Origin of the sequence: Curtobacterium oceanosedimentum (genome assembly GCF_020297365.1) — a bacterium.
Classification (GTDB): domain Bacteria; phylum Actinomycetota; class Actinomycetes; order Actinomycetales; family Microbacteriaceae; genus Curtobacterium.
In genome coordinates, this window is the sequence record NZ_JAIXIG010000004.1 from 132,017 (window position 1) to 146,438 (window position 14,422).

The 14,422-nt window shown below is 74.5% G+C and carries 12 protein-coding genes; 8 read left to right on the forward strand and 4 right to left on the reverse strand.

Going from position 1 to position 14,422, the window contains the following annotated elements:
- Positions 1 to 14 precede the first annotated feature (14 nt).
- The 6 genes from LEL83_RS03025 (at position 15) to LEL83_RS03050 (ending at position 8,072) form a co-directional block, all read left to right on the forward strand.
- A complete protein-coding gene (locus tag LEL83_RS03025) occupies positions 15 to 1,937 on the forward strand; it encodes a family 43 glycosylhydrolase (protein WP_225557707.1) in 1,923 nt (640 codons plus the stop codon).
- A gap of 290 nt (positions 1,938 to 2,227) precedes the next feature.
- Positions 2,228 to 3,103, forward strand: coding sequence for an EamA family transporter (locus LEL83_RS03030; RefSeq protein WP_225557708.1), 876 nt, complete (start codon positions 2,228 to 2,230; stop codon positions 3,101 to 3,103).
- Between the two features lie 183 nt (positions 3,104 to 3,286).
- A complete protein-coding gene (locus LEL83_RS03035; RefSeq protein ID WP_225557709.1) occupies positions 3,287 to 4,219 on the forward strand; it encodes a phosphate/phosphite/phosphonate ABC transporter substrate-binding protein in 933 nt (310 codons plus the stop codon).
- Positions 4,220 to 4,354: 135 nt separating this feature from the next.
- Positions 4,355 to 5,191 (forward strand): phosphonate ABC transporter ATP-binding protein, encoded by an 837-nt coding sequence (phnC, locus tag LEL83_RS03040; RefSeq protein ID WP_225557710.1) that lies wholly within the window; start codon positions 4,355 to 4,357, stop codon positions 5,189 to 5,191.
- A complete protein-coding gene (locus tag LEL83_RS03045) occupies positions 5,188 to 6,966 on the forward strand; it encodes a PhnE/PtxC family ABC transporter permease (RefSeq protein ID WP_225557711.1) in 1,779 nt (592 codons plus the stop codon). Before phnC ends, LEL83_RS03045 begins: the two co-directional genes overlap by 4 nt.
- Positions 6,963 to 8,072: a TIGR03364 family FAD-dependent oxidoreductase gene (locus tag LEL83_RS03050; protein WP_225557712.1), complete on the forward strand. Its 1,110-nt coding sequence runs from the start codon at positions 6,963 to 6,965 to the stop codon at positions 8,070 to 8,072. The genes LEL83_RS03045 and LEL83_RS03050 overlap by 4 nt, the downstream gene beginning before the upstream one ends.
- Positions 8,073 to 8,076: 4 nt before the next feature.
- On the opposite strand, the gene LEL83_RS03055 is transcribed toward LEL83_RS03050, so the two are convergent.
- Genes LEL83_RS03055 through LEL83_RS03065 form a run of 3 tightly spaced genes read right to left on the reverse strand, consistent with a single transcriptional unit; the run spans position 8,077 to position 10,954 of the window.
- Positions 8,077 to 9,195: an alpha-D-ribose 1-methylphosphonate 5-triphosphate diphosphatase gene (locus LEL83_RS03055; protein ID WP_225557713.1), complete on the reverse strand. Its 1,119-nt coding sequence runs from the start codon at positions 9,193 to 9,195 to the stop codon at positions 8,077 to 8,079.
- Entirely contained in the window at positions 9,192 to 10,262 is a 1,071-nt protein-coding gene (locus tag LEL83_RS03060; RefSeq protein ID WP_225557714.1) for an alcohol dehydrogenase catalytic domain-containing protein, read from the reverse strand. The genes LEL83_RS03055 and LEL83_RS03060 overlap by 4 nt, the downstream gene beginning before the upstream one ends.
- Positions 10,259 to 10,954, reverse strand: a complete 696-nt coding sequence (locus LEL83_RS03065; RefSeq protein ID WP_225557715.1) for an HAD family hydrolase — start codon at positions 10,952 to 10,954, stop codon at positions 10,259 to 10,261. The genes LEL83_RS03060 and LEL83_RS03065 overlap by 4 nt, the downstream gene beginning before the upstream one ends.
- Before the next feature lie 173 nt (positions 10,955 to 11,127).
- Here LEL83_RS03065 and LEL83_RS03070 point away from each other — a divergent pair, with 173 nt between their 5' ends.
- Together LEL83_RS03070 and LEL83_RS03075 are read left to right on the forward strand one after the other, a co-directional pair.
- Positions 11,128 to 11,844 (forward strand): GntR family transcriptional regulator, encoded by a 717-nt coding sequence (locus LEL83_RS03070; RefSeq protein WP_225557716.1) that lies wholly within the window; start codon positions 11,128 to 11,130, stop codon positions 11,842 to 11,844.
- A gap of 157 nt (positions 11,845 to 12,001) precedes the next feature.
- Positions 12,002 to 13,420, forward strand: coding sequence for a protein kinase domain-containing protein (locus LEL83_RS03075; protein WP_225557717.1), 1,419 nt, complete (start codon positions 12,002 to 12,004; stop codon positions 13,418 to 13,420).
- A 196-nt stretch (positions 13,421 to 13,616) separates the two neighbouring features.
- Here LEL83_RS03075 and LEL83_RS03080 read toward each other — a convergent pair whose 3' ends face one another.
- Entirely contained in the window at positions 13,617 to 14,414 is a 798-nt protein-coding gene (locus LEL83_RS03080; RefSeq protein ID WP_225557718.1) for an SDR family NAD(P)-dependent oxidoreductase, read from the reverse strand.
- Between the last annotated feature and the right edge of the window lie 8 nt (positions 14,415 to 14,422).

Below are 14,422 nucleotides of genomic sequence, written 5' to 3' on the forward strand. Positions count from 1 at the left end.
AGAGCAGGTCCGGCATGCGCCGATCGTCCACCGCACTCCTCGCCGTCGTGACGTTCCTCGGCGTCGCGACCACGGGCCTCCAGGCCGTGCCGGCGGATGCGTCCGCCGTGCCGGGCGGGACGCCCGGGGCGACAACCACGTCGGCAGGGTCGTCCACCGGCGCCGACCGCCACGGCCGCGTCGCGCCGACCCACCGCAACCCGGTGGCCCTCGCGCTGCCGGACGGGCAGACGGCCGCGAGCTGCGCGGACCCGACGGTGATCCGCGGGGCCGGGCGCGACCGCAACTGGTACCTGTACTGCACCACCGACGCGCTCACCGCGACGGAGCAGAACCCGGACGGGTCGCTCGTGCAGCACGCGGTGCCGACGTACCGGTCCACCGATCTGACGCACTGGACGTACGTGAACGACGCGTTCCCGACGAAGCCGGCGTGGGTCGGCGAGGCGAACGGGGTCTGGGCGCCGGACATCGTGTACCGGGCCGGCGAACGCGGGCGTCCCGGCACGTGGTTCCTGTACTACGCGGCGTCGGACACCCCGTCGGCGACGGGCCCCACCGGTGGCGGATCGGCCGTCGGCGTCGCGACGAGCTCGAGCCCGACGGGGCCGTGGAAGGACTCCGGCGGACCGGTCGTGGCGCCCCAGGCCGCACCGAACGGCGACGGGCAGCGGTGGGCATTCGACCCCGAGGTCATCACCGACCGCGGCACGACCTACCTGTACTTCGGCAGCTACTTCGGCGGCGTGAACGTCCGTCGCCTCAGCGCCGACGGCCTGCGGTCCGAGCCGGCGTCGGAGCGGCAGATCGCGATCGACAACCGCTACGAGGGCGCGTACCTGATGCGGCACGGCGGCTGGTGGTACTTCATGGGCTCCGCCACGAACTGCTGCAACGGTGCCCTGACCGGGTACGGCGTCTTCGCCGCCCGGTCGCGCAGCCCCCTCGGACCCTTCGTCGACCGGGACGGCGTCGCGATCACCGCGACCCGGGTGGGAGGCACGCCCCTGCTCGCGCAGAACGGCAACCGGTGGGTGGGCACCGGCCACAACACCGTGGTCACCGACTTCGCCGGCCAGGACTGGATCATCTACCACGCGGCGGACCGCACCGACCCGACCTACGCGGGGCAGCCGACCTACACCAAGCGCCCCGCCCTGATCGACCCGCTCGACTGGCGCGGCGGCTGGCCGGTCGTCCGCGGCGGTGCCGGTCCGTCCGACTCGGTGCAGCCCGGCCCCGCCGCGCAGCCGGGGCAGCGTTCCGCGTACCGGCCGCGTCCGGTCCCGGACGACGTGCCCGGCCGGACCATCCGCAGCCTCTCCACCTCGTTCGACGGCACCACGCTGCCGCCGGCGCTCAGCTGGACGCGGGAGCCCGACGCCTCGACCTGGACCGTCGCCGACGGCACGTTCCGGTGGCAGACGCAGGACGCCGACATCCACCCGCCGCAGACGCCGCTCGCGTCGGTCCTGTCCGAACCGGCACCCCGCGGCGACTGGGTGGTCGAGACGACCGTCGGGGTCGACACCCCGGCGACGGGTGACGGCCGCAACTACGTGCAGGGCGGGCTGATCGTGTACGGGAGCGACGGCGACTACGTCCGGCTGACGTCGAACTCGATCTTCAACACCCGGCAGACCGAGTTCGGCAAGCAGGCGTCCGGGAAACCCGCCGGGGCGCCCAGCTACGGCAACATGGTCGTCGGTCCGGTCGGGGACACCACCACCCTGCGGATCGTGCACCGGGCCGTGGCGGGTGAGCACCGGTACACCGCGTACACCAGCCTGGACGGCCGGCACTTCGTCCGCGGCGGCACGTGGACGGCGGACCTCGGCAGCACACCGCGGATCGGGCTCATCTCGCTCGGCGGAGCCGGGTTCACGAGCACCTTCGAGGACCTGCGCGTCAGCACGGTGGCCACCCACCGGCGCTGATCCCACGCGGACGGGCACCCGATCGCCGCGATCGGGTGTCCGCCCGCCGACCCGTCGGACACCGGGGTGCGAACGGCCGGTGAACCGCGGGACCGGCCTGTCCGGACAGGTTGGAGGCGGCGGTCGGCCCCGTGCTACCGTCCCGCGACAGCGCCTAGGGTTCCGGGACTCCCGTCCGACTGGTCCGAGCGGCGCCACGGTCCGCCACCGAACGCGGGCCGTCATCTGAACGGACAAAAGCCTGGAGGACCACGTCCCGCCGCACCGCGCGTCGGGCGGAAGGTCCTGCCGTGACGCCGTTCGCCGTCCTCCTCGTGCTGTCCGCCGCCGTCGCGCACGCCGGCTGGAACGTCCTCGCCCACGGCGTCAGCCGGATCGGTCTGCCGTTCCTGTGGCTCGGCGCCGTCTCGAGCGTCGTCGTCTGGGTCGGCGTGGTGCCGTTCACCGGCGGCCTCGGCACGGGGAGTCCGACGGATCTGCTGTCCGGCGTCGTCGTCTCCGGCCTGCTCCACGTGGCGTACATGCTCGTGCTGCAGCGCGGATACCGCGTCGGCCAGCTGTCGACGGTCTACGCGACCGCTCGGGGCACCGGTCCGACCATCAGCGTCGTCCTCGCGGTCACGTTGCTCGGCGAGCGGCCCTCGTGGTGGGCGCTGGCCGGGGGAGCGCTCGTCCTGGTCGGGGTCGTGGCGGTCGGGCTCGCCGACCGCGGGGCGACACGGCCGGAGGTGCGTCGTCCCCGTCGGCGCATCGACCCGGGCATCGTCGCCGGGCTCCTCACCGGTGTCGCGATCGCCGCGTACACCGTCTGGGACGCCCACATCGTGCGCGGCGGCGCCGCCCCGGTGGCGTTCATGGTCGGCTGCACCCTCGTCGAGGTCGTCTGCTTCGGGGTCGCCCTCGGCCCGCGCCGCCGCGACGTGCTGCCGGTGCTCCGCGCGCACTGGGGGCGGGTGCTCGCCTTCGGGGTGCTCTCCCCGCTGTCGTACATCCTCGTGCTGCTCGCCGTGACGATCGCCCCGGTCGCCCTCGTGGCCCCGATGCGCGAGGTGAGCGTGGTCCTCGTCAGCGTGTTCGGTGCGCTGGTGCTGCGGGAGGGGCGGGCGGCCACACGCATCGGCGCCTCGGTCGTCGTGCTCGCGGGGATCGCGCTGCTCGCGGTCTGAGCCGCGCGCCTGTCCGGACAGGTGCCTGCCGAGTTCACCTCCCCGTCACCGTCGGTGCACCGTCTGGGCACGGCTGTCCATCCGGCGGATGCCACAGTTGCCGCGTCCTGAGTGCCACAGCCGCACCCGCCGACAGCGGACCCCCACCCGCTGCGCCGGACCGCCACCGTCCGAAAGGCCACCATGCCCACCACCGCCCGCAAGCCGCTGCTCGCCCTCGTCGGGGCCCTCGTGCTCACCGCCGCCCTCAGCTCCTGCGCCGCCGGCTCCACGGCCGCCACCGGCGACGACGACGCGTCGACCGCCACCCGCTACGCCGCCGACGCGGACACCCTCGTGTTCGGCGTCGTGCCCGACTCCGTCGACACCGAGACCAACTACCAGCCCCTCATGGACTACATCGCGCAGGAGACCGGCAAGGAGGTCGAGTACCACGAGTCGACCGACTACGCGGCGCTCATCGAGGCCTCGGTCGCCGGCAAGGTCGACGTGGCGTCGTTCTCCGGCTTCACCTACGTGACCGCGAAGAACAACGGGGCGGAGATCACGCCGATCTCGTCGATCATCACCGCCGAGGGGCAGGAGCCGGGCTACTACTCCGAGGCGATCGTGCCGAAGGGCAGCGACATCACCGCGATCGACGGCTTCGCAGGCAAGAAGGTCTGCTTCGTCGACCCGTCGTCGACCTCGGGCTACCTGTTCCCGAGCTACGAGCTGCTGCAGGCCGACATCGACCCGACGAAGGACGTCACCCCGGTGTTTGCCGGCAAGCACGACGTCAGCGTGCAGAAGGTCGCCGCGGGGACCGAGTGCGAGGCCGGCTTCGCCGAGGACAGCGAGGTCGAGAAGAGCGACGACGTCGAGGTGGTCGGCCGGACCATGGTGCCCGGCGCCCCGATCGTCGTCTCCGACACGCTGCCGACCGACGAGAAGCAGGCCCTGACGACGGCGCTCGCCGACGTCACCATCGACGACATCATCGCCGCCGGTGTGGAGAGCGCCGACAGTGACGGCTTCCGCAGCGTCTTCTACGCCACGAAGCCCGTCGACGACGAGTACTACGACCTGATCCGCGACATCTGCGAGACCACGAAGTCGAGCACCTGCCAGGCCTGACCGCCGCCGCTCGACACCACGCACGCGACGCCGCGCACGCGACACCGCGCAGGCGACGCCGCGCAGGCGACACCGCGCACGCGTCGCCGTGCGCGCCGAACCACCCGCCGGACCCCCGACAGCTCGAGGAACCCCATGACCGACCAGCGCGACCACGACCAGCCAGCAGCCGTCGAGATCACCGCACTCACCAAGCGGTTCGGTGACACCACGGCGTTGCAGGACGTCTCCCTGACCGTCCGACCGGGCGAGGTCGTCGTCCTCCTCGGGCTGTCCGGGTCCGGCAAGTCCACCCTGCTGCGGCACGTCGACGCACTCGAACGCCCGACCTCGGGCACCGTGCGCGTCGGCGGCACGGTGGTGCACGACCTGTCCGGCCGACGGCTGCGCCACCTGCGGCGCCGCGTCGGGTTCGTGTTCCAGCAGTTCGAGCTCGTGCCGGCGCTGACCGTGCTCGAGAACGTGCTGACCGGGGCGCTCGCCACCCTGCGCGGCCCGCGGCTCGGGCTGTGGTCGTACCCGCGGGCCCTGCGGTACCGGGCGCTCGAGCACCTGGACCGCGTCCGGCTGCTCGACCGCGCCTACCAGCGGGCCGACACGCTCTCCGGCGGACAGCAGCAGCGGGTCGCGATCGCGCGGGCCCTCATGCAGGACCCGACCGTCCTGCTCGCCGACGAGCCGGTCGCGTCGCTCGACCCGGAGTCGAGCGCGCAGGTGATGACGCTCATCCGCGAGATCGCCGCCGACCAGGGCCTGACGGTGCTCTGCAGCCTGCACCAGGTCGACCTCGCGCTGTCCTGGGCCGACCGCATCGTCGGACTGCGGCACGGCGAGGTCGTGCTCGACACCCGCACCGCCGGACTCGGCAAGGCGCAGGTCATGGAGATCTACGGCCAGGTCGCCACCTCGACCGAGGAACTGGCCGCCGTCGACGTCCTGCGCGCCGCGACCGCCGTGGAGGAGCCGGCATGACCGCCGTCACCGACCGCCCCCTCGTCCGTCCCGGGCGCTCCCGTGCCGAGGTCGTCGCAGCGGCACCGCGCCGCCGCGTCCGGCCCGAGCGCGTCGCCGCCGGCCTGACCCTCGTCACCCTGGGTGTCCTCGCCTGCGTGGCACTCGCCCGCATCGACGTGTCGGTGCCGAACATCATCGCCTCGTGGAGGAACGCGCAGAACTTCTTCCAGCGCGTCGGCGTCGTCCGCTTCCCCGACGCGGCGACCCTGCTCCAGCAGACCGCCCTGACCCTCGGGCTCGTGCTGCTCGGCACCCTGCTCGCCGCCGTGCTGAGCGTGCCGGTCGCCTACCTGGCCGCGAGCAACACCAGCCCTGGTCGGGCGTGGGTCGCGGCCGCACGGTTCGTGAGCGTGCTGACCCGGGCGGTGCCCGACGTGGTGCTCGCGATGGTGTTCGTGCTGCTCTTCACCATCGGTCCGCTGCCCGGCATCCTCGCCATCGGCATCCACTCGGTCGGCATGATCTCGAAGCTGTTCGCCGACGCCGTCGAGCAGATCGACGAGGGGCCGCGCACCGCGATCCGCGCCACCGGCGGCAGCCGCCTCCAGCAGTTCACCGCCGGCGTCCTGCCGCAGGTGCTGCCGTCGTGGGTGGCCACCGTGCTGCACCGCAACGACATCAACCTGCGCGGTTCGGTGATCCTCGGGTACGTCGGGATCGTGGGGCTCGGTCGGGAGATGTCCTTCGCGTTCAAGTCCCTCGACTACTCGCTCGGCATCGGGTACGCGATCGTCATCTTCGCGCTGTGCGTGCTCATGGAGGTCGTCTCGAGCGCGGTGCGCGCCGTGATGCTGGGCGTCGCGCCGTCGGGCCGGGGTCTCGGCACGATCGCGGTCCGGGCGGGCATGCGTCGACGGGCGCGGCGCCGGGGTGCGCCGACCGCTCCCCAGGCGGGGTCCCGCACGACCGGGCGCACCGGTCCCGCCGTCCGCTCCCACACGCCGGAGCAGGCCCTGCGCCGCCCCTGGACCACCGCCCGGGTCCGGACGACGGTGTGGTCCTGGGTCGCGGTCCTCGTCGTGGTCGGCAGCGTCGTCGTCTGCGACATCGCCTGGGGTGACCTCGCCACCGTCTGGGCGAAGGTCCCGCCGGTCGCCGTGCAGTTCTGGCCGCCGTCCGCCGGCAGCTACGGCTCCCAGGTGATGGTCGCCGCCATGGTCGACACCGTCGGGATCGCGCTCGCCGCGACGCTGCTCGCCCTGGTCGGCTCGATGGTCGTCGGGTCCCTCGCGGCCCGCAACGTCGCCCCGACCCGGAGCGTGCGCGGTGCGGCGCGGCTGCTGCTCGTCGCGGTGCGCGGGGTCCCCGAGACGATCCTCGCCGTCGTGCTCATCGTCGTGACCGGGCTCGGTGCGCAGGCGGGGACGCTCGCCCTGGCCTTCGGCGGGATCGGTCTGCTCGGCAAGCTCGTCGCCGACTCCCTCGAGGAGGTGCAGGCCGGGCCGGAGCGCGCCCTCACCGCGACGGGGGCCACCCGGTCCCAGCGCTACGCCGCCGCCACGCTGCCGCAGGGGATGCCCGCCGTGGTCGGCCACACCTTCTACCTCGTCGACACGAACATCCGAGCCGCGACCGTGCTCGGCATCGTCGGCGGCGGTGGCATCGGCTACTACCTGCTCAACGCCGCCCAGGGTTCCGACTACGGGACCGTCACCGGGATCGTGCTCATGATCCTGGTCACCGTTCTCGCGGTCGAGGGCATCGCCGTCTGGATCCGGCGGGTGTCCCGGTGAGCGCCGCGACCGAGCGCGTCGACGTCCTCGTCGTCGGCGCCGGCATCGTCGGCCTCGGCGTCGCGTACGAGGCGATGCTCCGCGGTGCGCGGGTCGCCGTCGTCGACCGCGCCGCCGGGGTGGTGGGTGCCAGCGTCCGCAACTTCGGGCACGCCTGCGTCACCCCGCAGACCGGCGCGGCCGCCGGGTACGCCCTGGAGGCCCGCCGCCGGTGGCTCGCGCTGGCTCCACTCGCGGGGTTCACGGCGCGGGAGCGCGGGGCGCACGTCGTCGCCCGGCGGCCGGAGGAGCTCGCGGTGCTCGAGGAGTACCGCGACGGCGGCGCGGACCTGCGCCTGCTCGACGGGGCGGCCGTCGCCGCCGCCGTCCCGGTCGACCCGGCGACCGCGGTCGGGGGCGCACACCTCGCCCAGGACCTGCAGGTCGACCCCCGGGAGGCGGCACCCGCCATCGCCGCGTGGCTCGCCACGCAGGGTGTCCGGTTCCACTGGCGCACCGCTGCGCTCGGCGTCGAGACCGGCGCGGTCCGCACCGCGCGCGGGACCATCGAGGCCGACCGGGTCGTCGTCTGCACGAACCACGACGTCGACCAGCTGTTCCCCGCCCTCGCCGAGGCGGCCGGGGTCGTCCGGTGCCGGCTCCACATGCTCCGAGCCGCGATCCCGCTGGCCTTCCCGCTCGCGACGCCCCTGCTCACCGGGTGGTCGCTGCTGCGCTACTCCGGGTTCGCCGGCATGCCGAGCGCCGGCGCCCTGCGTGCGGCCCTGTCCGCGGACCTGCCGGACGGCATCCGCTGGGACCTCAACCAGATGTACACGTCGCCGCCGGACGGCAGCGTCATCGTCGGGGACACCCACGAACGGGAGGTCGACGCGCCGCCGTTCCAGGACGAGGACGGCTTCCGGCTGCTGGTCGCCGAGACGGAGCGGTTGTTCGGCGCGCCGCTGCGGGTCCTCGACCGGTGGCAGGGCGTGTACGCGTCGTCGCCGCACCAGGAGTTCCTCGTCGAACGCCCGCTGCCCGGCGTGGACGTCGTCACGGTCACCACCGGCATCGGCATGACGACCGGGCTCGGCCTCGCGCCGTCGGTGCTCGACGCTGCCTGAGGGCTCAGCGGCGCACCAGCACCCGTTCGCCGGCGACCCACACCCCGACGACGCGGGCGTCGCTGACGGCGACGACGTCCGCGCGACGGCCGGGCACCAGGACGCCACGGTCGTCGAGGCCGGTGCGACGGGCGGGGGCGGCGCACACGGTCCGCAGCAGGTCGGCGAACGGTGCGGTCCCGGCACCGGCGGCCGCGCGCAGCCCCGGGAGCAGCGAGCCGAGGTGGTAGTCGGAGGTGACCACGTCGGCGACCCCGGCGGCGATCGCGGCACGCGCCGACAGCCCGGACCCGTGCGATCCCCCTCGCCACAGGTTCGGTGCCCCGACGACCACGCCGAGGCCGGCCGACGCGGCCGCCGTGGCGGCGTCGAGCGTCACCGGGAACTCGGAGATGCCGGACCCCAGGCGGGCCGCGGTGCGGACGGCGTCCACCGAGTCGTCGTCGTGGGCCGCGAGTGCGACCCCGGCCTCGTGGGCCAGCGCGGCGATCCGCTCGCGCCGTCGGGGGACGCCGTCGGCGCCGCTCCGGAACCGCGCCAGGCGGGCGTCCAGGGCGTCGTCGTCGAGCCGGTCGAGGGCACGGTACGCGCGCCGCCAGCCCGCCTCGTCGGGGTACTGGCCGCGTCCCGGGGTGTGGTCCATCGACGAGACGAGGCCGATCACGCCGGCGTCGTCGTCGTCGAGCATCCGTCCGAGCGCCTCGACGGTGTCGTCGTGGGTGACGTCGACCCGCAGGTGCACGCGGACGTCGATCGGCAGGGCCGTGCGCGCGAGTGCCCCGAGCACGGCCGTCGCGTGCGCCGCGCTCCTGGTCGGCACCGTGTCCGGTTCGACCGAGCAGCACAGGAAGGCGGTGGTCACCCCTGCGAGCACCGCGTCGGCGGCGAAGGCGTCCAGGGCGTGCGGCAGCGGTACGTCGACGCCGGGGCGCGGCTGCTCGAAGCGGGCGAGCGAGTCGGCGTGCACGTCGACGAAGCCGGGCAGCAGCTCGACGTCGCCGAGGTCGACCACCTCGTCGCCCGGGTCGGACGGGTCGGACACGACGACACCGTCCCACACGTGCAGGACGGTGTCGTCGGTGCCGTCACCGCGGTGGACCCGGGCGGCGCGGTAGGTCGTCATCCGACCATCATCGGCGACGGGACGACCCCGCGCCGCAGGTACCCGGCCGAGGGGGGCGTGACCACCGCGTGCCCGACGCCCTCGAGCCCGACGGCGGGCTCGACCAGGTCGGCGAACGGCAACCCGGTCGTTGCGAGGAAGTCGACCGCCGTGGCGAGGTGCCGCGGCGCGTAGTTGTGCACCCCGACGATCCGGAGCAGGCGGCGCACGATGCGCTCGGGGTCGAGCGAGACGGGTCGGCTGGTCGACACCGCCCCGACGAGGACCGCCGTGCCGCCGACGTCGAGGGCCTCCACGGCGGTCTCGACCGCGTCCGGCCACCCGGACAGCTCGACCGCCACGTCGACCGTGCCGACCGGCTCGCCCGGCGCCACCGCCGACGCGGCACCGAACCGAACCGCCAGGGCCCGGCGCTCGGCGTTCGGGTCGGACACCACGACGCGGGCACCGGCCGCCACGGCCATGCCGACCGCGGTCACGCCGAGCATGCCGGCGCCGGTCACCAGGACGTCCGCGCCGGCGAGCGGCCGGTCGATCGCGTCGAGCGCGGCGGCGACGGTGGCGGTCGCGCACGCCGCGGGGGCTGCGACGACCGCGGACAGCGTCTCGGGCACGACGGCGATCGCCGTGCCGGGCAGGAGCACGCAGTGCGTGGCGAAGCCGCCGTTCAGGGTCCACGCCGCCGTCGACCGCTCGTGCCCGTACTTGCGCACCGAACGGCACTTCTGCGGCATCCCCGCCGCGCACCGGTCGCACGCGCCGCACGACGCCGCCACCGACCAGACGACCCGCTGGCCGACCGCGACCGGCTCCCCGGTGACGGTGCTCGGGGGCGTCCCCGGTGCGACCGCGACCACGCGGCCGACCTGCTCGTGCCCGAGGACGCTCGGCGTCGGTCCCGGCCGGTGGCCCAGGGCCGTGTGCAGGTCGCTCCCGCACACCGTGGCGGCCTCGATCGCGACGAGCACGGCGCCGGCGGGCATCGGTACCGGACCGCGGTGCCGCTCGACCGTCACCGGCAGCCCCGCGCCGTGCCACAGCGCGTACCGGGCGTCGACCGACGTCACGCGACCGCGGGCTCGAGCGCGTCGACGGTCGCGAGCAGCGCGGGCACCTCCGCGACCGAGTCGACGACGTGCGTGTGCGGCACGGTCGCGAAGTCCGCGTCGCCGTGCGTCCCCGTCCGCACCCCGACCACGACCGAGGCGCCGGCCCGGGTCCCGGTGAGCAGGTCGGCCACCGTGTCGCCGACCACCGCCACCTGCCGGACGTCGTCGGTCCCGGTGCGGAGCACGGCCGTCAGCACCATGTCCGGCCAGGGGCGACCGCGGCCCGCGTCGGCGGGCGACAGCGCGAGGTCGACCAGCCCGTGCCAGCCGAGCGCGTCGAGGACGGCGTCCCGGGTGGTCGGGGAGAACCCCGTCGTCAGGGCGACCCGGGTGCCGGACGCACGCAGGGCCTCCAGGGCGTCCACCGCACCGTCGACGGGCCGGACACCGCGACCGACCGTCGCCGCGTAGGCGTGCTCGAAGGCGGTGTTCGCCGCGACCGCGCGCTCGCCGTCACCGTCGAAGAGTGCGGTGAACACCGCGATCTTCGACTGCCCCATCGTGTCGAGCGCGTACTGCACGGCCTCGTCGTGGCGGGTGGTGCCCGCCTCGAGTCCGACGTCGGTGAGCGCGGTGCGGAAGGCGTCGACGACGACGCCGCCGTCGTGCACGGTGGTCCCTGCCATGTCGAGGCAGACGAGCGAGATCATGGGGCTCCTGTGGTCCTGGCACCCGCGTCTGCGGGGCTGTCGCCAGCGTCCGGGGGACCGGTGACCGACGGCCGGTCGCCGGGTGTCCGCCAGGTGAACAGCGTCGACCGGCTCCCGTGGGCCTGTCCGGACAGGTGTGCGCCGGGGGTGGCCGTCCCGGTACAGTCCGCAGCGTGCCGGAAACGCGTTACCTCGACATCGCCGCCACGCTCGAGTCCGAGCTCGCCGGCGCACCCGTCGGGACCCGTGTCGCCAGCGAGTCCGAGCTCGCGGCGCGCTTCGGCGTCGGTCGATCGGCAGCGCGGGCGGCCCTGCAGCACCTGCAGCGCCGCAACCGCATCCGGCGGGTCAAGGGCGTCGGCAGCTTCGTCGCCCGACGCATCGACTACCGGATCGGCTCGGACGCGGCACCCTCCTGGAGCCACACCGTGCGCGCCGCCGGCGGGGAGCCGTCGAGCGTGACGCTGTCCTGCGCCCCCGCACCGGTCCCGCCGTCCGTCGCCCCGCACCTCGGGCTCGCACCGGGCGACCCGGCGCACCGGCTGACCCGACGCTCCCTGGTCGACGGACTCCCCGCTGCCTGCGGCGTGGAGTGGGTGCCCCGCACGGTGGTGCCCGAGCTCGGGCAGGCGCTGCGGGTGCGCGACTCCCTCTACGAGGTGCTGCGCGAGGCGGCCGGTGCGCGCCCCGTCCGACGCTGGGTCCGGGCGAGTGCGGACGTCGTCACGGACGAGGTCGCCCGGCACCTGGACCTGGACGACGTGACGCTCGGGTGGTTCATCGAGAGCTGCACGGTCGACCAGGGGAGCGGGCGGCCGCTGCTCGTCAGCCAGCGGTGGATCCGCGCCGACGCCATGCGGGTGCTCTTCGAGGCCGGCGCGACGGGCTGACCGCTCGGGTCGTGTCCTGCCCGGCCGAGCGGGGCCGCTGGTCCGTCGGCAGCCGCTGCACGGCGCCGCGTTGCGCCGCAGAACGACGGGTGCGTCCATCGTTCGCTCCGGGATGCGAAGATGCATCAATGCTGCCGGATCCGAGAACGAGGGTTGGATGACTCCGACGGAGGAACACGACGCGAGCGCGCCGCTGCTCGACGGGCGCTACCGCCTGGAACAGGCGATCGGTCAGGGCGGCATGTCCGTCGTGTACCGCGGCGTCGACGAGAGCCTGCACCGCCCCGTCGCGATCAAGGTGTTCCACGCCGGCATCGTCGACATCGCCCGGCAGGAGGCCGAGCTCGGCGTGCTCGCATCACTCGAGCACCACAACCTCGTCAGCCTGCTCGACGCCGGCGTCGTCCTGGGGGCCGACGGCAACCGGCAGCGCTACATCGTCATGGCCCTCGTCGTCGGGCAGGACCTCGAGGAACGCCTCGCCGTCGGCCCGCTGGCCTCGCGCCACATCGCCGAGATCGGCTACGACATGGCCGAGGCACTCGACTACATCCACGCCCACGGCGTCGTGCACCGCGACATCAAGCCGTCGAACATCCTGCTCGTCGACTACGGCAACGACTCGGACCGTGCCCGTGCGCGCCTGACCGACTTCGGCATCGCCCTCGCCGCCGGCGTCGAACGGCTCACCGCCGACGGCGTCACGACGGGCACCGCGGCGTACCTCAGCCCGGAGCAGGCGCGCGGCGCCGACGTCGGACCGGCGAGCGACGTCTACTCGCTCGGCCTCGTGCTGCTGCAGTGCTTCACCCGCCGCCGCGAGTTCCCCGGCTCGCTCGTCGAGTCCGCGGTGGCACGACTGTCCCGCGACCCGGTGGTGCCCGAGCCGCTGCCCGACCACTGGAAGCAGCTGCTCCGGGCGATGACCGCGCAGGACCCCGCCGCCCGTCCGCTCGGAGCCGAGCTCGTGGCGCTGCTCCGCGACGTGGTGATCACCGAGACGGCCGCCGCCGACCACGTCGTCGACCCGTCCGCCGGTGCGGCCGCGGACGCCGCCGCCGCGCGCGCCGACATCGAGCGACCGGCGACCCTCGACTCCCTGCCGGACGAGTCACTGCAGCGCACGACCGCGATGGCCGCCCGCCTGTTCGACGCCCCGATCGCCCTGGTCGAGGTGCTCGACGAGGACCGCGAGTGGTCGCAGTCGTACATCGCCGAGGGCGTCGACGAAGCGGCGCGGAGCATCAGTTTCCGCAACGGGTTCGCACCGGTCCCCGTCCCCGTGGTCATCCCCGACGGCTCCGCCCACCCCGAGATGCGGAACAGCCCGCTCGTCACCGGCCCGCTCGGCATCCGGTTCTACGTGAGCGTCCCGCTCGTCAAGCACGACGGGTCGACGATCGGCACCCTGGCCGTCCTCGACACCCGGCCGCGTGAGGCCACCGAGGACGACCTCGCCAACCTGCACGACCTCGCGGCGCTCGCCGTGTCCCAGCTCGAGATCCGGCAGGAGTCCCTCCGCACCACGAGCGACGCGCTGCCCCTCGCGCGTCCGGCGGGCGAGCGGACCGCCTGACGGGAGGCCCGGTGCCAGCCCGCACCGCGCCTCCCGTCCGGCGGTGGTCGCGCCCACCGCGCGCCGACGCCGTCCGCCGAGCGGTCACGGTCCGTCGCCCGGCGCGCTCCCGCGCGACGGCCTGTGACCGATCGACCACCTGCCGACGGTGTGTCCCGACCACTCGCGGTGCCGTCGCCCGCTCCGCGGGGCGCGCTCAGGCGAGGCGGGTCGCGGCGAGGCCGCCGTCCACGTCGATCGTGGCGCCGTGCACGAAGGCCGCCTCGTCGGAGGCCACCCAGCGCACGGCGAAGGCGACGTCGACGGGCCGGACGGGCGCTCCGGCGGGGGTGCCCGCCGTCATCTGCGCGAGCACGTCGTGCGAGTCCGCGTTGCCCGGCGTCGCGGTGGCGCCGGGCGACACGGTCGACACCCGCACGCCGTGCGGTCCGAACTCGGCCGCCCAGGCACGGGTCAGCTGCTCGACGGCGGCCTTCGTCGCCGGGTAGAGCGCCGTGAACGGAACGCCGACGCGGGACATCCACGAACCGATGTTCACGATGACACCCGATCCGCGATCCACCATCGCAGGAGCCAGTGCTCCGACCAGCACGTGCGGCGCGCGGACGTTCGTGGCCCAGAGGGCTTCGGCGTCGTCGTCGGCGAGCAGCGCGGTCGGTCCGACCGGGTAGACACCGGCGTTGTTGACCAGGACGTCGACCCGGCCGCCGAGCGCCTCGGTGGCGCGCGCGGCGAGGTCGCGGACCGCGTCGGGGTGCGTGTCCAGGTCGCCGATCACCGCCACGGCGGTGCCTCCGGACACGGTGATGGTGTCCACCACGGCCTGCGTGCGCCCGGGGTCGCGGCCGGCGACCGCGACGGTGGCGCCGGAGGCAGCGAGGACCCGGGCGACGGCCGCACCGATGCCGCTCGAGGCGCCGGTCACCAGTGCGGTACGGCCGGCCAGTCGGTCGTCGGTGGTCAGGGAGTCGAGGAGTGCTTCGTTGGTCTGCATGCTCCGAT

Excerpts from the sequence above, each read along its gene's own strand:
- LEL83_RS03025 (WP_225557707.1), top strand. The coding sequence starts at position 15 with ATGCGCCGATCGTCCACCGCACTCCTCGCCGTCGTGACGTTCCTCGGC.
- LEL83_RS03035 (WP_225557709.1), top strand. The coding sequence starts at position 3,287 with ATGCCCACCACCGCCCGCAAGCCGCTGCTCGCCCTCGTCGGGGCCCTC.
- phnC (WP_225557710.1), top strand. The coding sequence starts at position 4,355 with ATGACCGACCAGCGCGACCACGACCAGCCAGCAGCCGTCGAGATCACC.
- LEL83_RS03045 (WP_225557711.1), top strand. The coding sequence starts at position 5,188 with ATGACCGCCGTCACCGACCGCCCCCTCGTCCGTCCCGGGCGCTCCCGT.
- LEL83_RS03055 (WP_225557713.1), bottom strand. The coding sequence starts at position 9,195 with ATGACGACCTACCGCGCCGCCCGGGTCCACCGCGGTGACGGCACCGAC.
- LEL83_RS03065 (WP_225557715.1), bottom strand. The coding sequence starts at position 10,954 with ATGATCTCGCTCGTCTGCCTCGACATGGCAGGGACCACCGTGCACGAC.
- LEL83_RS03075 (WP_225557717.1), top strand. The coding sequence starts at position 12,002 with ATGACTCCGACGGAGGAACACGACGCGAGCGCGCCGCTGCTCGACGGG.
- LEL83_RS03080 (WP_225557718.1), bottom strand. The coding sequence starts at position 14,414 with ATGCAGACCAACGAAGCACTCCTCGACTCCCTGACCACCGACGACCGA.